The organism is Fimbriimonas sp. LA-C6, from assembly GCF_055398105.1.
Map to the genome: position 1 here is coordinate 2671980 of NZ_AP038796.1, position 16124 is coordinate 2688103.

Annotated in this window: 16 protein-coding genes; 6 read left to right on the top strand and 10 right to left on the bottom strand. The window is 53.6% G+C overall.

Annotated elements, in window-relative coordinates:
* Positions 1 to 91: 91 nt before the first annotated feature.
* Positions 92 to 2215: a DNA gyrase/topoisomerase IV subunit B gene (locus ACZ51B_RS12420; protein ID WP_464293648.1), complete on the top strand. Its 2124-nt coding sequence runs from the start codon at positions 92 to 94 to the stop codon at positions 2213 to 2215.
* Between the two features lie 49 nt (positions 2216 to 2264).
* On the opposite strand, the gene ACZ51B_RS12425 is transcribed toward ACZ51B_RS12420, so the two are convergent.
* The gene (locus tag ACZ51B_RS12425) at positions 2265 to 2876 is read right to left on the bottom strand and encodes a Maf family protein (RefSeq protein WP_464293649.1); all 612 of its coding nucleotides are present in this window, start codon (positions 2874 to 2876) and stop codon (positions 2265 to 2267) included.
* 35 nt (positions 2877 to 2911) lie between these two features.
* Positions 2912 to 3466, bottom strand: a complete 555-nt coding sequence (locus ACZ51B_RS12430) for an RNA polymerase sigma factor (RefSeq protein WP_464293650.1) — start codon at positions 3464 to 3466, stop codon at positions 2912 to 2914.
* Positions 3467 to 3684: 218 nt separating this feature from the next.
* Here ACZ51B_RS12430 and ACZ51B_RS12435 point away from each other — a divergent pair, with 218 nt between their 5' ends.
* Both ACZ51B_RS12435 and ACZ51B_RS12440 read left to right on the top strand, forming a co-directional pair.
* Positions 3685 to 3864 (top strand): hypothetical protein, encoded by a 180-nt coding sequence (locus ACZ51B_RS12435; RefSeq protein ID WP_464293651.1) that lies wholly within the window; start codon positions 3685 to 3687, stop codon positions 3862 to 3864.
* Positions 3865 to 3896: 32 nt separating this feature from the next.
* Positions 3897 to 4340 (top strand): BON domain-containing protein, encoded by a 444-nt coding sequence (locus ACZ51B_RS12440; RefSeq protein WP_464293652.1) that lies wholly within the window; start codon positions 3897 to 3899, stop codon positions 4338 to 4340.
* A gap of 55 nt (positions 4341 to 4395) precedes the next feature.
* Here the strand turns inward: ACZ51B_RS12440 and ACZ51B_RS12445 are convergent, their stop codons facing one another.
* The 5 genes from ACZ51B_RS12445 to ACZ51B_RS12465 all read right to left on the bottom strand — a co-directional run bounded on the left by ACZ51B_RS12445 (position 4396) and on the right by ACZ51B_RS12465 (position 8376).
* A complete protein-coding gene (locus ACZ51B_RS12445) occupies positions 4396 to 5151 on the bottom strand; it encodes an ABC transporter permease (protein ID WP_464293653.1) in 756 nt (251 codons plus the stop codon).
* Positions 5148 to 5942 carry an ABC transporter ATP-binding protein gene (locus ACZ51B_RS12450; protein WP_464293654.1) on the bottom strand — a complete coding sequence of 265 codons (795 nt, stop codon included), beginning with the start codon at positions 5940 to 5942 and terminating at the stop codon, positions 5148 to 5150. Before ACZ51B_RS12450 ends, ACZ51B_RS12445 begins: the two co-directional genes overlap by 4 nt.
* Entirely contained in the window at positions 5939 to 6925 is a 987-nt protein-coding gene (locus ACZ51B_RS12455) for an ABC transporter substrate-binding protein (RefSeq protein ID WP_464293655.1), read from the bottom strand. Before ACZ51B_RS12455 ends, ACZ51B_RS12450 begins: the two co-directional genes overlap by 4 nt.
* Positions 6926 to 7104: 179 nt before the next feature.
* Positions 7105 to 7512 (bottom strand): RrF2 family transcriptional regulator, encoded by a 408-nt coding sequence (locus ACZ51B_RS12460; protein WP_464293656.1) that lies wholly within the window; start codon positions 7510 to 7512, stop codon positions 7105 to 7107.
* A 117-nt stretch (positions 7513 to 7629) separates the two neighbouring features.
* Entirely contained in the window at positions 7630 to 8376 is a 747-nt protein-coding gene (locus ACZ51B_RS12465) for a prepilin-type N-terminal cleavage/methylation domain-containing protein (RefSeq protein ID WP_464293657.1), read from the bottom strand.
* Positions 8377 to 8569: 193 nt separating this feature from the next.
* On the opposite strand from ACZ51B_RS12465, the gene ACZ51B_RS12470 reads away from it, so the two are divergent.
* Complete coding sequence (locus ACZ51B_RS12470) at positions 8570 to 9079, top strand: N-acetyltransferase family protein (RefSeq protein WP_464293658.1); 510 nt, start codon at positions 8570 to 8572, stop codon at positions 9077 to 9079.
* Positions 9080 to 9542: 463 nt separating this feature from the next.
* Here the strand turns inward: ACZ51B_RS12470 and pcrA are convergent, their stop codons facing one another.
* The gene (gene pcrA, locus ACZ51B_RS12475) at positions 9543 to 11759 is read right to left on the bottom strand and encodes a DNA helicase PcrA (protein ID WP_464293659.1); all 2217 of its coding nucleotides are present in this window, start codon (positions 11757 to 11759) and stop codon (positions 9543 to 9545) included.
* A 45-nt stretch (positions 11760 to 11804) separates the two neighbouring features.
* Between pcrA and ACZ51B_RS12480 the strand changes: the two genes are divergently transcribed.
* A complete protein-coding gene (locus ACZ51B_RS12480; protein ID WP_464293660.1) occupies positions 11805 to 12914 on the top strand; it encodes a potassium channel family protein in 1110 nt (369 codons plus the stop codon).
* 11 nt (positions 12915 to 12925) lie between these two features.
* Positions 12926 to 13510: an NUDIX domain-containing protein gene (locus ACZ51B_RS12485; protein ID WP_464293661.1), complete on the top strand. Its 585-nt coding sequence runs from the start codon at positions 12926 to 12928 to the stop codon at positions 13508 to 13510.
* A 1018-nt stretch (positions 13511 to 14528) separates the two neighbouring features.
* Here the strand turns inward: ACZ51B_RS12485 and ACZ51B_RS12490 are convergent.
* Together ACZ51B_RS12490 and ACZ51B_RS12495 are read right to left on the bottom strand one after the other, a co-directional pair.
* Complete coding sequence (locus ACZ51B_RS12490; RefSeq protein ID WP_464293662.1) at positions 14529 to 15119, bottom strand: alpha/beta hydrolase; 591 nt, start codon at positions 15117 to 15119, stop codon at positions 14529 to 14531.
* Positions 15116 to 16024 (bottom strand): ring-cleaving dioxygenase, encoded by a 909-nt coding sequence (locus ACZ51B_RS12495; RefSeq protein ID WP_464293663.1) that lies wholly within the window; start codon positions 16022 to 16024, stop codon positions 15116 to 15118. The genes ACZ51B_RS12490 and ACZ51B_RS12495 overlap by 4 nt, the downstream gene beginning before the upstream one ends.
* Positions 16025 to 16124: the final 100 nt, after the last annotated feature.

A 16124-nucleotide genomic window follows, 5' to 3' on the forward strand; every position in this document is an offset into this window, starting at 1 on the left:
AAATATCGGTCACAGGACCCCTGTGCGAACCCTAGTATATAAGGTATCATTTAGGTTCAAATCCGAACCGGATCGATCCCGTCTGGAGCCTATGGCCGATCAGAATAATCCCCCGCAAGATGACCAGCTCGAAATTATTGAAGAGCTGACAAGCAAAGTGACCGGAGACTATAACGCCGACCAGATTCAGGTCTTGGAAGGCTTAGAAGCTGTCCGCAAACGCCCAGGTATGTACGTTGGAGACAACGACAAACGGGGTCTCCACCAACTCTTCAAGGAAGTTCTCGATAACTCCGTAGACGAAGCGCTCGCAGGATACTGCGACCGCATCACCGTAACCTTGCATGCCGACAACTCCCTCAGCATCGAGGACAACGGACGAGGTATCCCCGTAGACCGCCACGAAAAGATGGGCGTGAGCGCCCTCCAAGTCGTTATGACCGTCCTCCACGCAGGCGGTAAATTCGGCGGCGGCGGATATAAAACAGCAGGCGGACTCCACGGCGTCGGCGTCAGCTGTACCAACGCACTCTCCGAATGGATGGAAACAACCGTTCGCAGAAACGGCAAAGTCTACAAACAGCGATACGAGAAAGGTATCCCCCAATACGATGTCAAAGAAATCGGCACCGTAGAAGAAGGAAACACCGGTACCCAGCAGCGATGGATGGCCGATAGCTCCGTCCTCACCTGCACCGTATACGATCTCCACATCATCAAAACCCGAATGCGCGAACTGGCCTACCTCAACGGCAAGGTCCGCTTCGAGTTCATCGATGAACAAGACGAAACCCAAAGCGAAGTCTTCCACTACCAACGCGGTATCCCACAACTGGTCGAAGACCTCAACGACGGCAAAGACACCCTCCACCCCGTTATCTTCTTCCGCCGAGTCAAAGAGAACACCGAAATCGAAGTGGCGCTGCAGTACCACGACGGCTACAACCAGACCGTCCTGGCCTTCAGCAACAACATCCACAACCCAGACGGTGGAACCCACGTCTCCGGCTTCAGCGCAGCACTCACCCGAGTCGTCAACGCCTACGCCAAGAAGATGAACTTCCTCAAGGAGAAGGACAACAACTTCACCTCAGAAGACATCACCGAAGGTCTCACCGCAGTCGTCTCACTCCGACTCGAAAACCCATCCTACAACTCACAGGACAAAGTCAAACTCGTGACCCCAGAGGTCCAAGGTATGACCAACTCCCTCGTAGGAGATGGACTCCAAACCTTCTTCGAAGAGAACCCAAGCGTCGCCAAGCGCATCATGGACAAGGCCGTCATCGCCCAGCGATCACGTGAAGCTGCCAGAAAAGCCGCCGAATCCATCCGCCGCGGCAACGCCATGGACAGCTTCGGTCTCCCCGGAAAACTCACCGACTGCCGAAGCAGAAACTCCGCAGAGTGCGAACTGTTCCTGGTAGAAGGCGACTCCGCAGGTGGATCTGCAAAGGGTGCCCGAGACCGAAACACCCAAGCCATCCTCCCTCTCCGAGGAAAAATCCTCAACGTCGAACGAGCTCGAATCGACCGAGCACTCGACAACGAAGAAATCAAAGCCATGATCTCGGCCATCGGAGTAGGTATCGACCTAACCATGGGCCGCAAGAAAGAGACCAACAACGACGATGTCCAAATGGACTTCGAAATGACGGTCGGCGACACCACTCCCAACGGCTTCGGCAACAGCGCAAAAGCGAAGAAAGACAAGAAGGACAAGTCCGACGAGATTCAGTTCGATATCTCCAAACTCCGCTACGACAAGATCATCATCATGACCGATGCGGACGTCGATGGCGAACACATCCGAACGCTGCTCCTCACCTTCTTCTATCGCTACATGAAACCACTCGTCGAGGGCGGCCACGTCTACCTCGCCCAGCCTCCTCTCTTCGTCGTCAAAGTCGGTGCCAAAGAGCGCCACTACTGCATGACAGAAGAAGAGCGAGACGAGATCATCAAGAAAGTCACCAAGAAGAAAGACATCCAGGTCACCCGCTTCAAAGGTCTCGGCGAAATGAACGCAGAAGACCTAGAAGAGACCACCATGGACCCAGCCAACCGACGGCTCGTCCAAGTGGTCCTGGACCCAGCTTTCGAAATGGAAGTCGAAATGATGTTCAGCCGACTCATGGGCGACAAAGTCGAGCCACGCCGAGAGTTCATCGAGGCACACGCAAAACAAGCCCACAACGTAGACTGGCACTACTAAGAAACAAAGACGGTTACCCACAAACTGGGTAACCGTCCCAAAAAACCGCTTACTTCTCAGAAACAGTCGAAGCGCCAATCCCCAGTTTGAGCCTCTCCAGCTCAGCGGAAACCCGCTCCATGGGCAACCCAATCACGTTGCTAATGGAGCCAACCACCGACTCCACAAACCCAGCCGCACCGCCCTGAATGGCGTAGCCCCCAGCCTTGTCCATCGGCTCACCAGTCGCCACATAAGCAGCAATCTCATCCGCCGAAAGCTCTCGAAAACGAACCTGAGTGGACTCACTCGAAGTAAAACACCCCTCCGGCCAACAAAAGCTAAACCCGGTGATCACAAGGTGCGACCGCCCCGAAAGCTTCGCCAACATAGCCCGAGCATCCGCCTCATCACGTGGCTTAGCTAACTGCACCCACACCCCGCCTTCCTCAAACGCAACCACCGTATCCGCACCGATCACAAAAGCGTCCGGGCGCATCTCAAAAACCGCCTCCGCCTTCGCCTCGGCCAACTCCTCAGCGGTCTGCCGAGGGTCAATCCCCGTTAACGCCTCCTCATCCACACCACCAACAAGGATGTCGAACGTAGGGATTAACTGAGAAAGGAGCTCCTTCCGTCGAGGAGAACCACTCCCCAACACAATCGGATAAAGCGTGTGCACCCCGAGAAATTACCTCACCTCCCCACCCTCGGTTTCTATGGGTTCAAACACGGACCACGTGCGTCATGCAAGGCAAGACTGCGCTGTAACTGAGAACATGTGCGATGGATCAGGGAACGAACCTTCCCCATGCGGATCCCAAGCCGAGAAGCGATCTCTGAATGCGGTAGCTCCTCCACAAAAGCCATCACAATCAGCTCCATCGATTGAGGATCCAAAGAGGCAAGCGTTCGCTCAACATGGGGATCCAAAGTGGCTCTCATCAGCAATTGCTCAACGTTTAACTTGGTGTCGGCCACCAAGTCAAGCATGTTCTCTTCACTCATCGAACTCTCAGACTGAGTCACAACCCGGCGCTTCTCACGTCGCTTGAGGTCGATAAAGACGTTGTGAGCAATCTTCATCAACCAATGCTCAACACCGTCCGCTCGGCGCATATTGTCAAACGCGTTATACGCTCGGATAAATGTCTCCTGAGTCACATCTTCTGCATGCTCCTGGTTGCCACACAACCTGCGTGCAAAATTAAAAACCCTGGTGTAGGAACGCTGATAAACCTTATCAAATTCTGTGTCTGTATGTTTTCGCATGGTGTCCTCCTATATCAATTAATGTATGCAAATACGAGAACCTCTTAGCTATTTAATAAACGATTTGATGCATTCTCTATAGTTGATTTGACAGGTGATATAAGTCGCATGTTCCCTTTTAACTATAGGAATGGTCCGTGTGCTTGTAAGATTGCAGCAAGAATCCCTGTCCAAGCAAGAAAGCAAACGTCCAAGCCTTTATGGGACACAGCAACACAATGAAGCGTCGCGTCGTGCTGGCCGCAAGTGCGGCCGCCGGAACCGCGATCCTATCGTACGTTGGCATGATCCTCAGACGAAAAGTGAAGAGGGTCAAGGAAGCAGTCTTGAAAGACAAACAACTCGACATCGCGCTCGAAGACTCGATGGATTGCAGCGATCCCGTTGCTAAATATTAAATTTGCAACGCAACACTTTAGGAGACTCAACAATGAAAACAGATTTTAAATTCTCGCTCGGAATATGTGCCCTGCTGCTCGCAGTCGGCTGCTCCAATACTGCAGACGGTGCCGCAAAGGACGTCCAGTCCAACGCTCAGCAAACAGCTGACGCTGCCAAAAAAGGAATGGACTCCGCGAGCAATGCCACAAAGGATATGAGCGAATCAGCGAAAGAATCGGCTGGCGATGTAGGAGCAGCAACCCTGCTCACCCCTCGCCTCAAGACAGCTATCACAGCAGACGCCATGCTAAACGACTCAAGAAACTCCATAAACGTAGACTCCACCAACGATAAAGTCACCCTCACTGGCTACGTTTACAAAGCAGATCTAAAAGCCCATGCAGAAGATGTCGTGAAAAAGGAAATGACAATCGTCGGCGCCAAACAAACCCTAACTAACAGTTTAGAAGTCAAACCAGAAGTAAAAAAATAGACCTGTCAGAACCGTTTCCTTACACATTGCAAAGGAAACGGTTTGACTTTCATGTCTAAGCCTTGTCCAAGCCCCGACTAACCCGAACCTGACGCTCAATCGTCCCAAAAATCAAACTATCCGCGAACAGTCCCAGCGCCATGATCACAATCATGATTGCTAACACTTGGCTCATGTCTGCAAGCTCGCGCCCCATCATCAGCAGGTGCCCTAAACCCAGGTTGACAAACAACAACTCACCCGCCATCAAAGCACGCCAGGCATAAGACCACCCCAACTTGGCCCCAATCAACAGCGAGGGCAACGAGGCTGGCAACAAAACCCGAGTGTATAAAGGCCACCCCTTCACACCCATCGTACGAGCAGCAAAAATGTACGAAGGGGGCAAATTCCGCACCCCATCCTCAACAGCAGTGGCAATCGAAACGAACGACCCCATCACCACCACAAACAAGATAGCGCTGTCATTCAACCCAAACCACAACAGCGCTAGGGGAAGCCAGCAAATACTCGGCAACGATTGAAACGCCGAAATGATCGACCCAAACGTGTCCTTAAAGAACTGAGACCTTGCTCCCAACACACCTAAAGGAATCCCCAGGGCAAGCGATATGAGATAGCCAGAAAGGAGCCGTCGCAAACTCAGCGAAGTTGCATCCAGCAAGGTCCCACTCACAGCAAGCCGCCTCAAGGTGTCCAACACCTCTAAAGGAGACGGAAACAAAGTGGAATTCCAAACATGCAGCCGGACCACGCCTTCCCAAACGAGAAGAACAGACAAAAGAAAAAGACTACGGCGTGCCAGCTTCATATATTCAGAGCCGTGAGAGACGTCTCGGCTTCCACAGGACCCAACTTCATGGTCAAAGAGATGTGCTTGGCCATCCGAGCCACATCCGCATCATCAATCTCCCTCGGGCGAAGGATACGTACGTCGAAAATCGACTGCACACGCCCAGGACGCGGCGACATCAACACCACCCGGTCCCCCAGCGTCACAGCCTCGCGAACGTTGTGCGTCACAAAGATCACCGTCGTGGTCCGCCCCTGCCACAGCTCCTGAAGCTGGACATAAAGGTCTTCCCGAGTGATCGCGTCTAATGCTGAGAACGGCTCGTCCATCAACACCACCTGAGGCTCCAGAGCCAACGCACGGGCAATCGCAACGCGCTGCCTCATACCGCCCGAAAGTTCATGAATCGAGTGATTCTCAAAAGCCCCCAGGCCAACCATCGCCAAGTATTGCCGCGCCTTGTCCGTTCGGTCCTTGGAAGAGAGCGGAGTCTGAAGCAACCCGAACTCAACGTTCTTTCTCACAGACAACCACGGGAACAGTGCCCCATCCTGAAAGACAAGCGCTCGGTCAGGACCTGGGCCACTAAGAGGCTTCGAATCAATCAGAACCTCTCCCGAATCGGGCTTCTCCAACCCTGCAATGATGTTCAGCAGAGTCGATTTGCCGCATCCGGACGGCCCCACCAACATAAGAAACTCACCCTCCCGGACGTCAATCGAAACATCCTGGAGGGCAATCGTTTCACCGTTGTCGCTGGCAAACCGCTTGTGAAGTCCCTTGATCTCAAGCTTTGTCTTGAGACTCACTTGGTTTTAGAACCCTTGAGAGTTTTCGCTTTCTGAAGTTCAGTGGTATTCACCAAGGCCTTCACATCAGCCTTCGCAGCATCAATATATCCTGCCTGAACCGCCGCATTGACAAACGCCTTCACGCCAGCTTCGTCGGGATCGTCCGTGAAGCTCACCTTCGTCCAGGCCTCCTTCAAAACCGAGTCCGCCAGCGACTTGCCCGTCAGCCGCTTCAGTTCAGCATTCACCAGCCCCTGAGCCTCTGCCTCGTTCTTGGAAATCCAGTCAATAGCATCCAGGTTTGCAGCCAGCACCTCCTGAACGACCTGAGGATGAGTCTCCGCGTAGGCCTTGCGCACAACCAAAACAGTAGTCGGGAACTTGTGATTCGGCCACAGGTCGCGCTCGTCCACCACGGTTACGGCACCGGTGTCATGCTTCAGCTTCGAACTCCAAGGCTCGGGCACCCAAGCAGCATCAATCTGTTTCTGTAAGAACAAGGCCAGAATATCGGGGTTCTTCACGGGAATGATCTCAACAGTCCCACCCTGTTCCTTCGATTTCAACCCGTTCTCAGCTAAAAAGTGGCGAAGAGAAACGTCCTGGGTCCCCCCAATCTGCGGAATCGCAACGCGCTTCCCGTCCAGATCCTTCACCGACTTGATCACCACATCCTTACGACTGATCAGCGATGCCCCACCCGAACAGACTCCCGAAATCAACTCCAGCGCTGCGCCCTTCGACTTGATGTAAGTGTTGATCGCAGGACTAGGACCCACATAGCTAAAGTCCAACTCACCTGCAAGCAGTGCCTCCATCGCTTCAGGACCGGCGTTCACCACGCGCGTAGTCAGCTTATAGTCAGGCAGCCGCCCTTTCAGCTCACCGTGCGCCACCGCAACGAGAGCGGGAGCATGAGTGACATTGGGGAAGTAACCAATTCGAACTTCTTGCTTATTAGAGTCCGTAGCACTCTTACCATCCCCTCGCTTACCAAACAAGGCAATTCCAACCAAACAAAGGACGGGAATTAGTGCAATGTAGAGGCGCCCCGTTCGTTTGCGGTCCGATGATTTATTGTCTATTAATCCCATCAACTAATAGTGTATTCATAAAAGGGCTGCAAATAGGCACAAGAAGGCCTGGCGCCTAATAATTCGTGGCTTTGGATGGGTTTCGACTAAATAACGAAATCCAATACGCTTGCAGAGTTCTGTTCTGCAGTAATTTGTCGATCCCGTAACTGCGCAAACGTTGTTCGCTCCAGAACTTCACTCATCGCATCAGCAAGCTCAACAAACGACACACGCAAAGCGCAAACAGCAGGATTGGGACATCCGCACTCGTTGAACTGGGTCGTCACGTTGCAACTAAGATCAATCACTGGACCGTCCATCGCTCGAAGAACCTGACCAAGTGTGATCGATTCAGGCTTCTGAGAAAGCAGATAGCCACCACCAGGCCCCTTCCGGCTCTGGACAAAACCAGCCTGCTTAAGATCAATCAAGATCTGCTGGAGAAATTTGAGAGGGATGCTCTGCCGGTCAGAAATGTCCTGAACCAGAATCGGACCCTCATTTTCACGCATGCACAGATCTAAGATTGCGCGCGTAGCGTATCGGGCCCGACTGGAAAGCATTTGTCCATTGTATCAGTGCCCCAAGCTTCCATGCACGATAACAGGGGCTTGGGGCAAAGTTTCAGCTTAATTGGCTACCGGGTTTCGGCGCCAATCGTTGTCCGTATAAGATCGCCACGTCCTTTCGATGCGTGTCCACTTCGCGTGGCCATCCGCATAATCGATGTTGGCTCCTCCCTTGTGGCGGGGCAATAGACGAGCCTGCTGCTTCGAATCGGGCAACGCAGAGTCATCAAAGGCCCAAGGCTGCGGATAAAGTCCGCCGCGAGATGGCTGACCACTTGCCCGACCGGCGTCTCCCAGAATGATGAAGCTTGCAGGACTCGCCAAACTGGTCTGAGTCACATCATCGTTAAATCCAAAATCCGGATTGTCGATGTACCACTGCTGCTGAGCCGCCGCAGGGAGCTTCGATTCATTGTGATTGTTCCCGTAGTCCGTGCTGTACCACTTACCCGGCGCAGGAGCCGGCCAGGCCACCGCAGACGGGTCTTTGAAGATGGCTTGGCTCTTGATGTAAGGATCGAGCTTGATACGGTACGAGTAAGGTGCTCGGGCATCAGCCGTATCAGGTGTCCCCACGGGTGCCGTTCTTTCGGTGACGTGAGGTGGATACCGATCATCCGTGTCCTGGAGATAGAGCAGGTAGCCGGTTCCAATCTGGCGAACATTGGAAAGCCCAACGGACTGCTTCGCAGCCGCCTTTGCCTGAGCAAATACAGGGAACAGAATCGCCGCGAGAATAGCAATGATTGCGATGACAACGAGCAACTCAATGAGTGTGAACGCTCTACGATGACTGTCAAATTTCATGGTAGCAACTACTATGACTCCATAAAAGAATAGTAGTTGATCGTATATATAGTCTAATGAAGAATGTTAGGCAAGATCTTACAACTGCCTATGAATCGATCAGCTAAGGCGAAGTCGACATACCAAATCACTACCGCAGATGCCTTGTAACCATTTACATCGCTTCGCAAGATATGGAGAATAGTCACTAAGCATGAGGGTTCGTACGGCAGAAACCGGAGACATCCCGCGTATCGTGGAGATCTACAACCACGCCGTTCTCCATACCTTCGCCACAGCCGACCACGAACCAGTGTCGATAAAATCGCGATTAGACTGGCTGTCTGAGCGCCAGAAGATCGGGTTTCCGGTACTCGTATCCGCTTCAGACGACGACATAGTAACGGGCTGGGGATCACTCAGCCAATACAGCGACAAAACCGGATATCGCTTCACAGCCGAAAACTCAGTCTATATCGCACCGGAATATCAGCGTCAGGGATTAGGACGGCTCCTGCTGACCAAGCTCGTAGAAGAAGGGCATAGCTTAGGGCTCCGCTCCATCATCGCCCGGATCGATGCGACGAATCTCGGGAGTATCGACCTTCATGAACAGCTCGGATTTGTCGAGGTCGGAAGGTACAAACAAGCCGTCGAAAAATTCGGATCCTGGCAGGATGTAGCACACCTGCAATTAATGCTCAATTCTGGGGTGCAGCCTTAGAATGTTTTGGATCACTCTATGGAATATCTGTCTTGAAAAACGATCCGAAACAACCGGCCAGAAAGACCTGTGAATTGTTAAGAAAAAAATACCGCCGGCCCGTGGGGTCGGCGGAGGAGAAGATCGTTGCTCTACGCTTCGCTGTTCTAAGACTTGTGTCCGAGCGTACTGATAATCATTCAACGCCCTTTTAGGGTCGGAATGCACTGGTTGTAGGATGTTTTGCCAATAATGTAGCAAGCAAACAAAAAAAACCGCTGAGTGTGCGGCTCAGCGGTGGAGAGATTGTTGCTCTGCGCCTCTAATTCGTTCTGTGCGCTTTATTAATTAATGGATAGGAACGAGGGGCTATTTTCTTTAGTGACCTCTTCCATCTCAACGCCTTTATGTGTAGGAAATCGCAAAAAACTGATACTTACCATTCAGTGACTGTAAACCTCGCAATGTTAAGACCTAACGATCTCTAGATGGCTTCCAGTTTGGCCAGCTTTTGGACCAGCTTCTTGACTCCCACAACGCCAGGAAACGCCACCGTCACCTCGACATCGTCTCGAATCGGGCTACACGCAACCACAACTCCAATCCCAAACTTTCCGTGCTTCACACGCTGTCCCACATCAAACGGTGCCTTCCATTGAGGCTTCTGCTTGGTTGTAGGCTCCATCACCACCGCTCGTGGCTCGGTCACGGTGTAGTTCCCTCCGCGCTCCTGGTACACGCTGCGAATGGCCCCACCCCCAACGCTGGTGTTGATTTGGGTATCGAGCATCGTGTCGGGAATGTCATCCACAAATCGAGATCGGCGATTGAAGTTGGGAGTTCCATAGAGCGATCTTCGGTGCGCATGGAACAGGTGAAGCTCCTCACGAGCCCGAGTCATCCCCACATAAGCCAGTCGGCGCTCCTCTTCGATCTCTGTATCACTATTCAGCGAGCGTGAATGCGGGAATACACCCTCCTCAAGACCCGCAATGAACACAACCGGGAACTCCAGTCCTTTTGCTGAGTGAAGCGTCATGAGAGTGACGGCATCACTGGTATCGGTCAGCGCATCGACATCGGCCACCAAAGAAACCGATTCCAAGAATCCCGTCAGGGAAGCTTCTTCAGTGGTTGCGTCGTACTCGCTGGTCACGTTCAGCAGTTCCTGAAGGTTCTCAAGACGTCCAAGCGCTTCCTGGGAGTGCTCCGCTTTCAGCATGTCCACATAACCGCTACTCGTAAATAGCGCCCTTAAGACCGGGGTGACAGCACCACGCTCACTCAGCTCTTGAGCCTCAGTAATGGCAAGTACAAAGCCTCGCAGAGACGAACCTGTCTTTTTAGGAAGCGAACTCTGAACCTCTTGGTCATTTGCAGCGCTCCACAGGGACGCTGTTCGCTCGTTAGCCCACTTCTCCAACTTCTCCATCGCCCCCGGTCCGATGCCGCGTGTGGGGGTGTTGATGGCGCGGCGGAACGAGACGTCATCCAACGTGTTGTTCACCAGCCGGAGGTACGCGATGATGTCCTTGATTTCCTTGCGCTCATAGAACCTCTGACCACCCACCAACACGTGGGGGATTCGGTTCGTGAGGAACGCCTCTTCCATGGATCGGCTTTGGGCGTTGGTGCGGTACAGGATCGCGAAATCGCGATAGTTCCGTCGCCCGGTACGAACCTCTTTCAAGATCCGATCCGCGATCATCATGCCTTCGTCCTGCTCCGTCCCAGCTTGAGTCAGCGTGAGCGGTACACCCTCTCCGTTATCCGTCCACAACTCCTTCCGAGCACGAGATCGGTTGTGCTGGATGATCGCGTTGGCTGCACCGAGAATGGTCTTGGTCGAGCGATAGTTCCGCTCCAGTTTGACGATCTTCGCGTCTGGGTAATCGCTTCCAAACTTGAGGATCAGCGAGACATCGGCACCTCTCCAAGCATAGATCGACTGGTCGTCATCACCGACTACCACGATGTTCTTGTGCAGACCTGCGAGCAGGTGAACGACGTTGTACTGAGAGAAGTTGACGTCTTGATACTCGTCCACCAACACATGCAGAAACCGTTCCTGGTACTTGGCACGCACATCTTCTCGCTGCTCTAAAAGCCGGTTGGTGTAGTACAGAATGTCATCAAAATCGAGAGCGTTTGACTTCTTGAGGAGGGCGTTGTACGACTTGTAAACATCCGCCACAATCCGCTCGAAGAACCCAGTTGCCTGCTCAGCGAACTTTTCCGGGCTCAGCAGCTTCTCTTTTGCGTTGGAGATCCCGTTGAGGACGTTCCGTGGTTGGATCGACTTGTCGTCGATGTTCTTAGCCTTGAACACCTCTCGGATGAGGGACAGCTGATCGCTGTCATCGTAGATCACGAAGTTCGGGTCGATACCAATATGCTTCCCATCAATGCGCAGGATTCGAGAGCACAGGGAGTGGAAGGTGCCGATCCACATCTTCAAAGCAGCATCCCCAACCAATGCTTCAACCCGTTCACGCATCTCGCGTGCGGCCTTGTTGGTAAAGGTGACGGCCAGGATCCGACTGGGGTGGACCCCTTCGTTGATCAACCTTGCAATTCGGTAAGTGATGACCCTCGTCTTCCCTGATCCCGCCCCTGCGAAGATAAGCAGAGGTCCCGCCGGATACACCACGGCTTCGCGCTGTTCCGGGTTAAGGGTTTCGAGATCAAGAAGAGCAGACATATACCTACTAATTGTGACAGCGAATTTGGCGGCTAAACTTGCTTCGTGACGATCGTTGCAATAGTTGGTGCCTTGTTGGTGCTCATCATCCTTTGGGAGGCGTTTGAATTTATCGTTCTCCCCCGCACAGTGAAGCGGTCGATCCGGCTTTCCTTCTTGTGGATCGAGTTTTCGGGATGGATCTACACCCGCATCGGACAACTCAAGAGTGTTCGCCGGCGCTCAAACTTTCTCGCCGCATTTGCGCCCATCACGTTGGTGATGCTCATTGCGCTCTGGTTGGGAGGGATCGTCACCGGTTTCGCCCTGATCCACTGGGGACTTGGGGAGAAACTGACGGATAGTGCTGGGCCAGATGGTTTTGTCAGATACCTGTATTTCAGTGGAGTGACGATGTTCACCGTCGGGTACGGCGATGTCGTGCCGACAGACGGCGTGGGTCGGATACTTGCGGTGATGGAGTCTGGCATCGGACTCGGATTTCTGGCCTTGATCATCGGATATGTTCCGGTGATCTATTCTGCGTTCTCACGCCGCGAGACGACATTGATCCTGCTAGATAGCAAGGCTGGCTCCGATCCGAAGGCGTGTGAGTTGGTCCGCCGCCATGCCGAAGCTGGGTGCATGGAGATGCTCTCCGATCTTTTGAAGGACTGGGAGATCTTTGGTGCGCAGTTGCTGGAGAGCTACCTGAGCTATCCGATCCTGGCCTACTATCGGTCTCAGCATGACGACCAGTCATGGCTCCGATCGTTGACTGCCGTGATGGACACCTGTGCGTTGATCACCTGCGGCTCCGAACATGATGCCCCCTGGTGCGCGCGTCTGCGATTCCAAGCGCAAGCGACTTTTGCGATGCTGCGACATGTGGTGGTAGACCTAGCGTACATCCTCGATGCCAAGCCCATCGAACCTTCGCCTGCCCGGTTAGATGAAGCCGGTTTTGAGGCGATTCTCCAGCAAATAGATCCCACTGGGATTCGGATTGCGCGAGATGCGGATGCGTTGAAGCGGCTTCGTGAGATCCGATCTCAGTATGAGCCTCATGTTCAGGGGCTGGCGGCGGAGCTGGTGATGGACCTTCCCCAGTGGGTTTCCAAAGAGCATGTGCTGGACCACTGGCAGACCAGTGCATGGGACGTGAAGCACTTTTGAGAACAACCGATATGAACAACCCTCGCGTGCGGATTCAGAACATTGAGGTCCTTTCGGACAACTGGTACACTTTGCGAAAGGCGACGTTTGATTATTTGCGCAGTGATGGGACCTGGCAGACTCAGAATCGCGAGGCTTATGATCGCGGGAATGGAGCGGCGATTTTGCTGTACAACCGCGAACGAGGGACTGTCATCTTGACTCGACAGTTTCGCTATCCGGCCTACTCGAACGGCTGTTCGGATGGGATGTTGATCGAGGTCTGTGCCGGCTTGCTGGATGCCGACAGCCCGGAGGACTGCATCAAACGGGAGACGGAAGAGGAGACCGGATTTCGGATTTCACAGGTTCAGAAGGTCTTTGAGGCTTACATGAGCCCGGGGTCTGTTACTGAGAAGTTGTACTTCTTTGTCGGTGAGTACCAGTCTCAAGACAAAGTCAATGATGGCGGTGGCGTCGTCGGTGAGTCTGAGGACATCGAAGTGATTGAGCTACCTTTGAACGAGGCGCATGGCATGATCGCCAGTGGCCAGATCCAGGATGCCAAGACGATCATGCTCTTGCAATATGCCCTCCTCCACCGATTGGTGGGGTGAGGTGTTCTGAAAATTTTGGTTTTCAGAATTTTTTGCGGAAATTCGATTTTCAACGTTCTTGAGGTTTTGGCCTTGTGTGTGATGTTACGGAACGGGTTTTGGTGGGGTAGGGATTTGGGCTGGGTTTGAACCTGGTTGTCCGAGTTGTGTTCGGGGGATTTCTCTTGCTGGGGCTTGTTTGAGAGAGGTTTTTCAGGGAGTTTATAGTACTAAAATTTGGTCTTTTTTGGGTGTTTTTTCTCTGTTTTTCCTGTTTTTGAGTGGTTTATAAGCTCTCGGGATTTGTGGTGTCATTGCTAACGTTTGGCACCTCATGAGGGATGCTTCGGAGGGGATGGGGAGCGCGCTTTCAGCACTTTGGGTTTGGTGGTTTGGTTACCAGGACTGCGTCCTTCGCTAGCACGGAGCGCCCCGTTCGGGGCTGGGGTTGGGGTCTGAATTGTGAGTGGGGTGTATATGTTTATTCGGGCTACTCCATTCGTTCGCACGGATTGTCCCATTTGGGGCTGGGACCTTTTCAGAGCTGACGCTCATGAATTAACATATGCTTGTCTCTCCAACCTCTCCGACTGTGGAGCCAGGTGAACTGCGGCCTGCAAGAATTAACTGACAAACCGACACCTTGAAATCACGGTTATCACTGCGTCTTGTCAAGATTTCCATTTTCTCCAAGAAGAAACAATGGGTGTCCACAATTTTCGACGCATTTCACAGGCATGTTTCCTTGGGGGTAGGAAACAGCATAGCCAAATCTCTTCGGCTGGGATAGATTACGCAGACAGCACGCTGTTAATGTTCGAGCGGTAGTCGAACCAGACAGCTTATTCCTAGTTGTGCTCGTCTTGGAGATAGTAAGGGAGGGTACGAATGTGGACGACTTGAGCCTTTGCTTCGCGTTCAGGTGACTTGGCCGGTTGTCCACCCTCACCCCCGGTATCTCTCCCTCGGGGACGAAGGAGAGGGGGAATGGGGGCGGCGTTTTTCGGCGGGCCTGGGGTTAGGGGCGATGGGGGGGGAGTTATTCCTCGGTCAGAGACGCTAGCCAATCTTGAACGCACCGGAAGGTTCCGGGGGTTAGGGAGTGGCCGCCTGAGTGTTCGGTTGCGCTGACGTTTGCTCCGGCTTGTTCTAGCATTGACTTGAGTCGCAGGACGTTCTCTAGAGGCACGATGGGGTCGTTGTCTGCGTAGGACATGAAGACCGGTTTGCCGTTGAGAGCGGGGAGCGAATCGGGCACTAGCGGGACCATGGGGGCTAGCAGGGCTGCTCCGTCCAGGGATTCTGGGCGGAGGAGGAGCATTGCTGCTGCTATGTTGGCTCCGTTTGAGAAGCCGACCAGGTAGCGCTTGGTTGCTGGGAGGGTCTCGTCTAGGAAGTCGGCCAGTTCATGCGTTCGTTCGATTAGGTTGGGGATGTCGAACACCCCCTCACCCATTCGTCGGAACCAGCGGTTCATTCCGTGCTCGGGCTCGTTGCCTCTGGGCGACAGGTAGCCGACGCCTGGGAGCAGTTTCTTGCCGAAATCGAGCATCTCTACTTCGTTGCCACCGGTGCCGTGGAGCATGACGAGCGTTGGGTCGCCTGGTTCGTGAAGGAATTTAAAGCTCATTTCACGCTCCTAACGCCAGGCAGAACCAAAGGAGGCAGCATCTTGGTGAGCTCTTCGCGGTGTGGCTCGAACTGGGGAGGCAGCTTGAGGGCTGTACCCAGATTTTCCAGCTTCTCGTCGGCAGTGAATCCTGGGGGATCGGTTGCAAGCTCGAACAGTACTCCTCCGGCCTCTCGGAAGTAGATGGAGTGGAAGTAGTCGCGATCCATGACGGGGCTCACGTGGTAGCCCTCACCCGTTAGGTGCGTGCGCCACTCGCCTTGCGTCTCGTCGTCGGCCACTCGGAAGGCGATATGGTGTACTGCGCCGATTCCGCCCCGTCCGGTCACGCCGTCTTTTTGCTCGCGAACTTGCACGATGTTGCCTGCTCCGCCCTTGCCGATTGAGTAGGTGGAGACGTTGTACTCCGTACCCATCTTTTTGAAGCCCATGATTTCTACCAGGGTGGTTTCGGTGGCAATGCCGCTCTTTTCATCGAGCAACACGGAGTGGATTCGACCGATGGCGTGCTCGTAGGGCACGGGCGATCCGGGGACTGGGACGGGGTCTGTGTAGCCAGCATCTGGCACTAAGCGGTACATGATGCCGTCTGGGTCCTCGAACTCTAGGCCGCCGACGCGCTCTGTCCAATAGTCCACCGAGCTGGGGCGGATGTTGAGGCTGGTGACGGTGAGCTGACCTGTGCCGTGTCGCCCTTTCTGTCCGCTGTATGGGAAGAAGGTGAGGATGGTGCCAGGCGTGCCTGCGCCGTCGCCGTAGTACAGGTGGTACACGCTGGGGTCGTCGAAGTTAACGGTGAGCTTCACGAGCCTTAAGCCGAGCGTCTGAGTATAGAAATCCACATTTTGCTGCGGGTCGCCGCAGAAAGCAGTCATGTGGTGCAAGCCGAGCAATTCGTTTTTCATATATGAGAACAGTTTACGGTGTATGGCCTCCTGCTTTGGGGCGAAAAGCACCGGAACGAAACGTTCGATAGGCTCAGGGACAATACTAAGTTAGGCGGAT

Excerpts from the sequence above, each read along its gene's own strand:
- ACZ51B_RS12490 (WP_464293662.1), bottom strand. The coding sequence starts at position 15,119 with ATGAGCTTTAAATTCCTTCACGAACCAGGCGACCCAACGCTCGTCATG.
- ACZ51B_RS12440 (WP_464293652.1), top strand. The coding sequence starts at position 3,897 with ATGAAAACAGATTTTAAATTCTCGCTCGGAATATGTGCCCTGCTGCTC.
- pcrA (WP_464293659.1), bottom strand. The coding sequence starts at position 11,759 with ATGTCTGCTCTTCTTGATCTCGAAACCCTTAACCCGGAACAGCGCGAA.
- ACZ51B_RS12465 (WP_464293657.1), bottom strand. The coding sequence starts at position 8,376 with ATGAAATTTGACAGTCATCGTAGAGCGTTCACACTCATTGAGTTGCTC.
- ACZ51B_RS12435 (WP_464293651.1), top strand. The coding sequence starts at position 3,685 with ATGAAGCGTCGCGTCGTGCTGGCCGCAAGTGCGGCCGCCGGAACCGCG.
- ACZ51B_RS12495 (WP_464293663.1), bottom strand. The coding sequence starts at position 16,024 with ATGAAAAACGAATTGCTCGGCTTGCACCACATGACTGCTTTCTGCGGC.
- ACZ51B_RS12485 (WP_464293661.1), top strand. The coding sequence starts at position 12,926 with ATGAACAACCCTCGCGTGCGGATTCAGAACATTGAGGTCCTTTCGGAC.
- ACZ51B_RS12460 (WP_464293656.1), bottom strand. The coding sequence starts at position 7,512 with ATGCGTGAAAATGAGGGTCCGATTCTGGTTCAGGACATTTCTGACCGG.
- ACZ51B_RS12445 (WP_464293653.1), bottom strand. The coding sequence starts at position 5,151 with ATGAAGCTGGCACGCCGTAGTCTTTTTCTTTTGTCTGTTCTTCTCGTT.
- ACZ51B_RS12470 (WP_464293658.1), top strand. The coding sequence starts at position 8,570 with ATGAGGGTTCGTACGGCAGAAACCGGAGACATCCCGCGTATCGTGGAG.
- ACZ51B_RS12430 (WP_464293650.1), bottom strand. The coding sequence starts at position 3,466 with ATGCGAAAACATACAGACACAGAATTTGATAAGGTTTATCAGCGTTCC.
- ACZ51B_RS12420 (WP_464293648.1), top strand. The coding sequence starts at position 92 with ATGGCCGATCAGAATAATCCCCCGCAAGATGACCAGCTCGAAATTATT.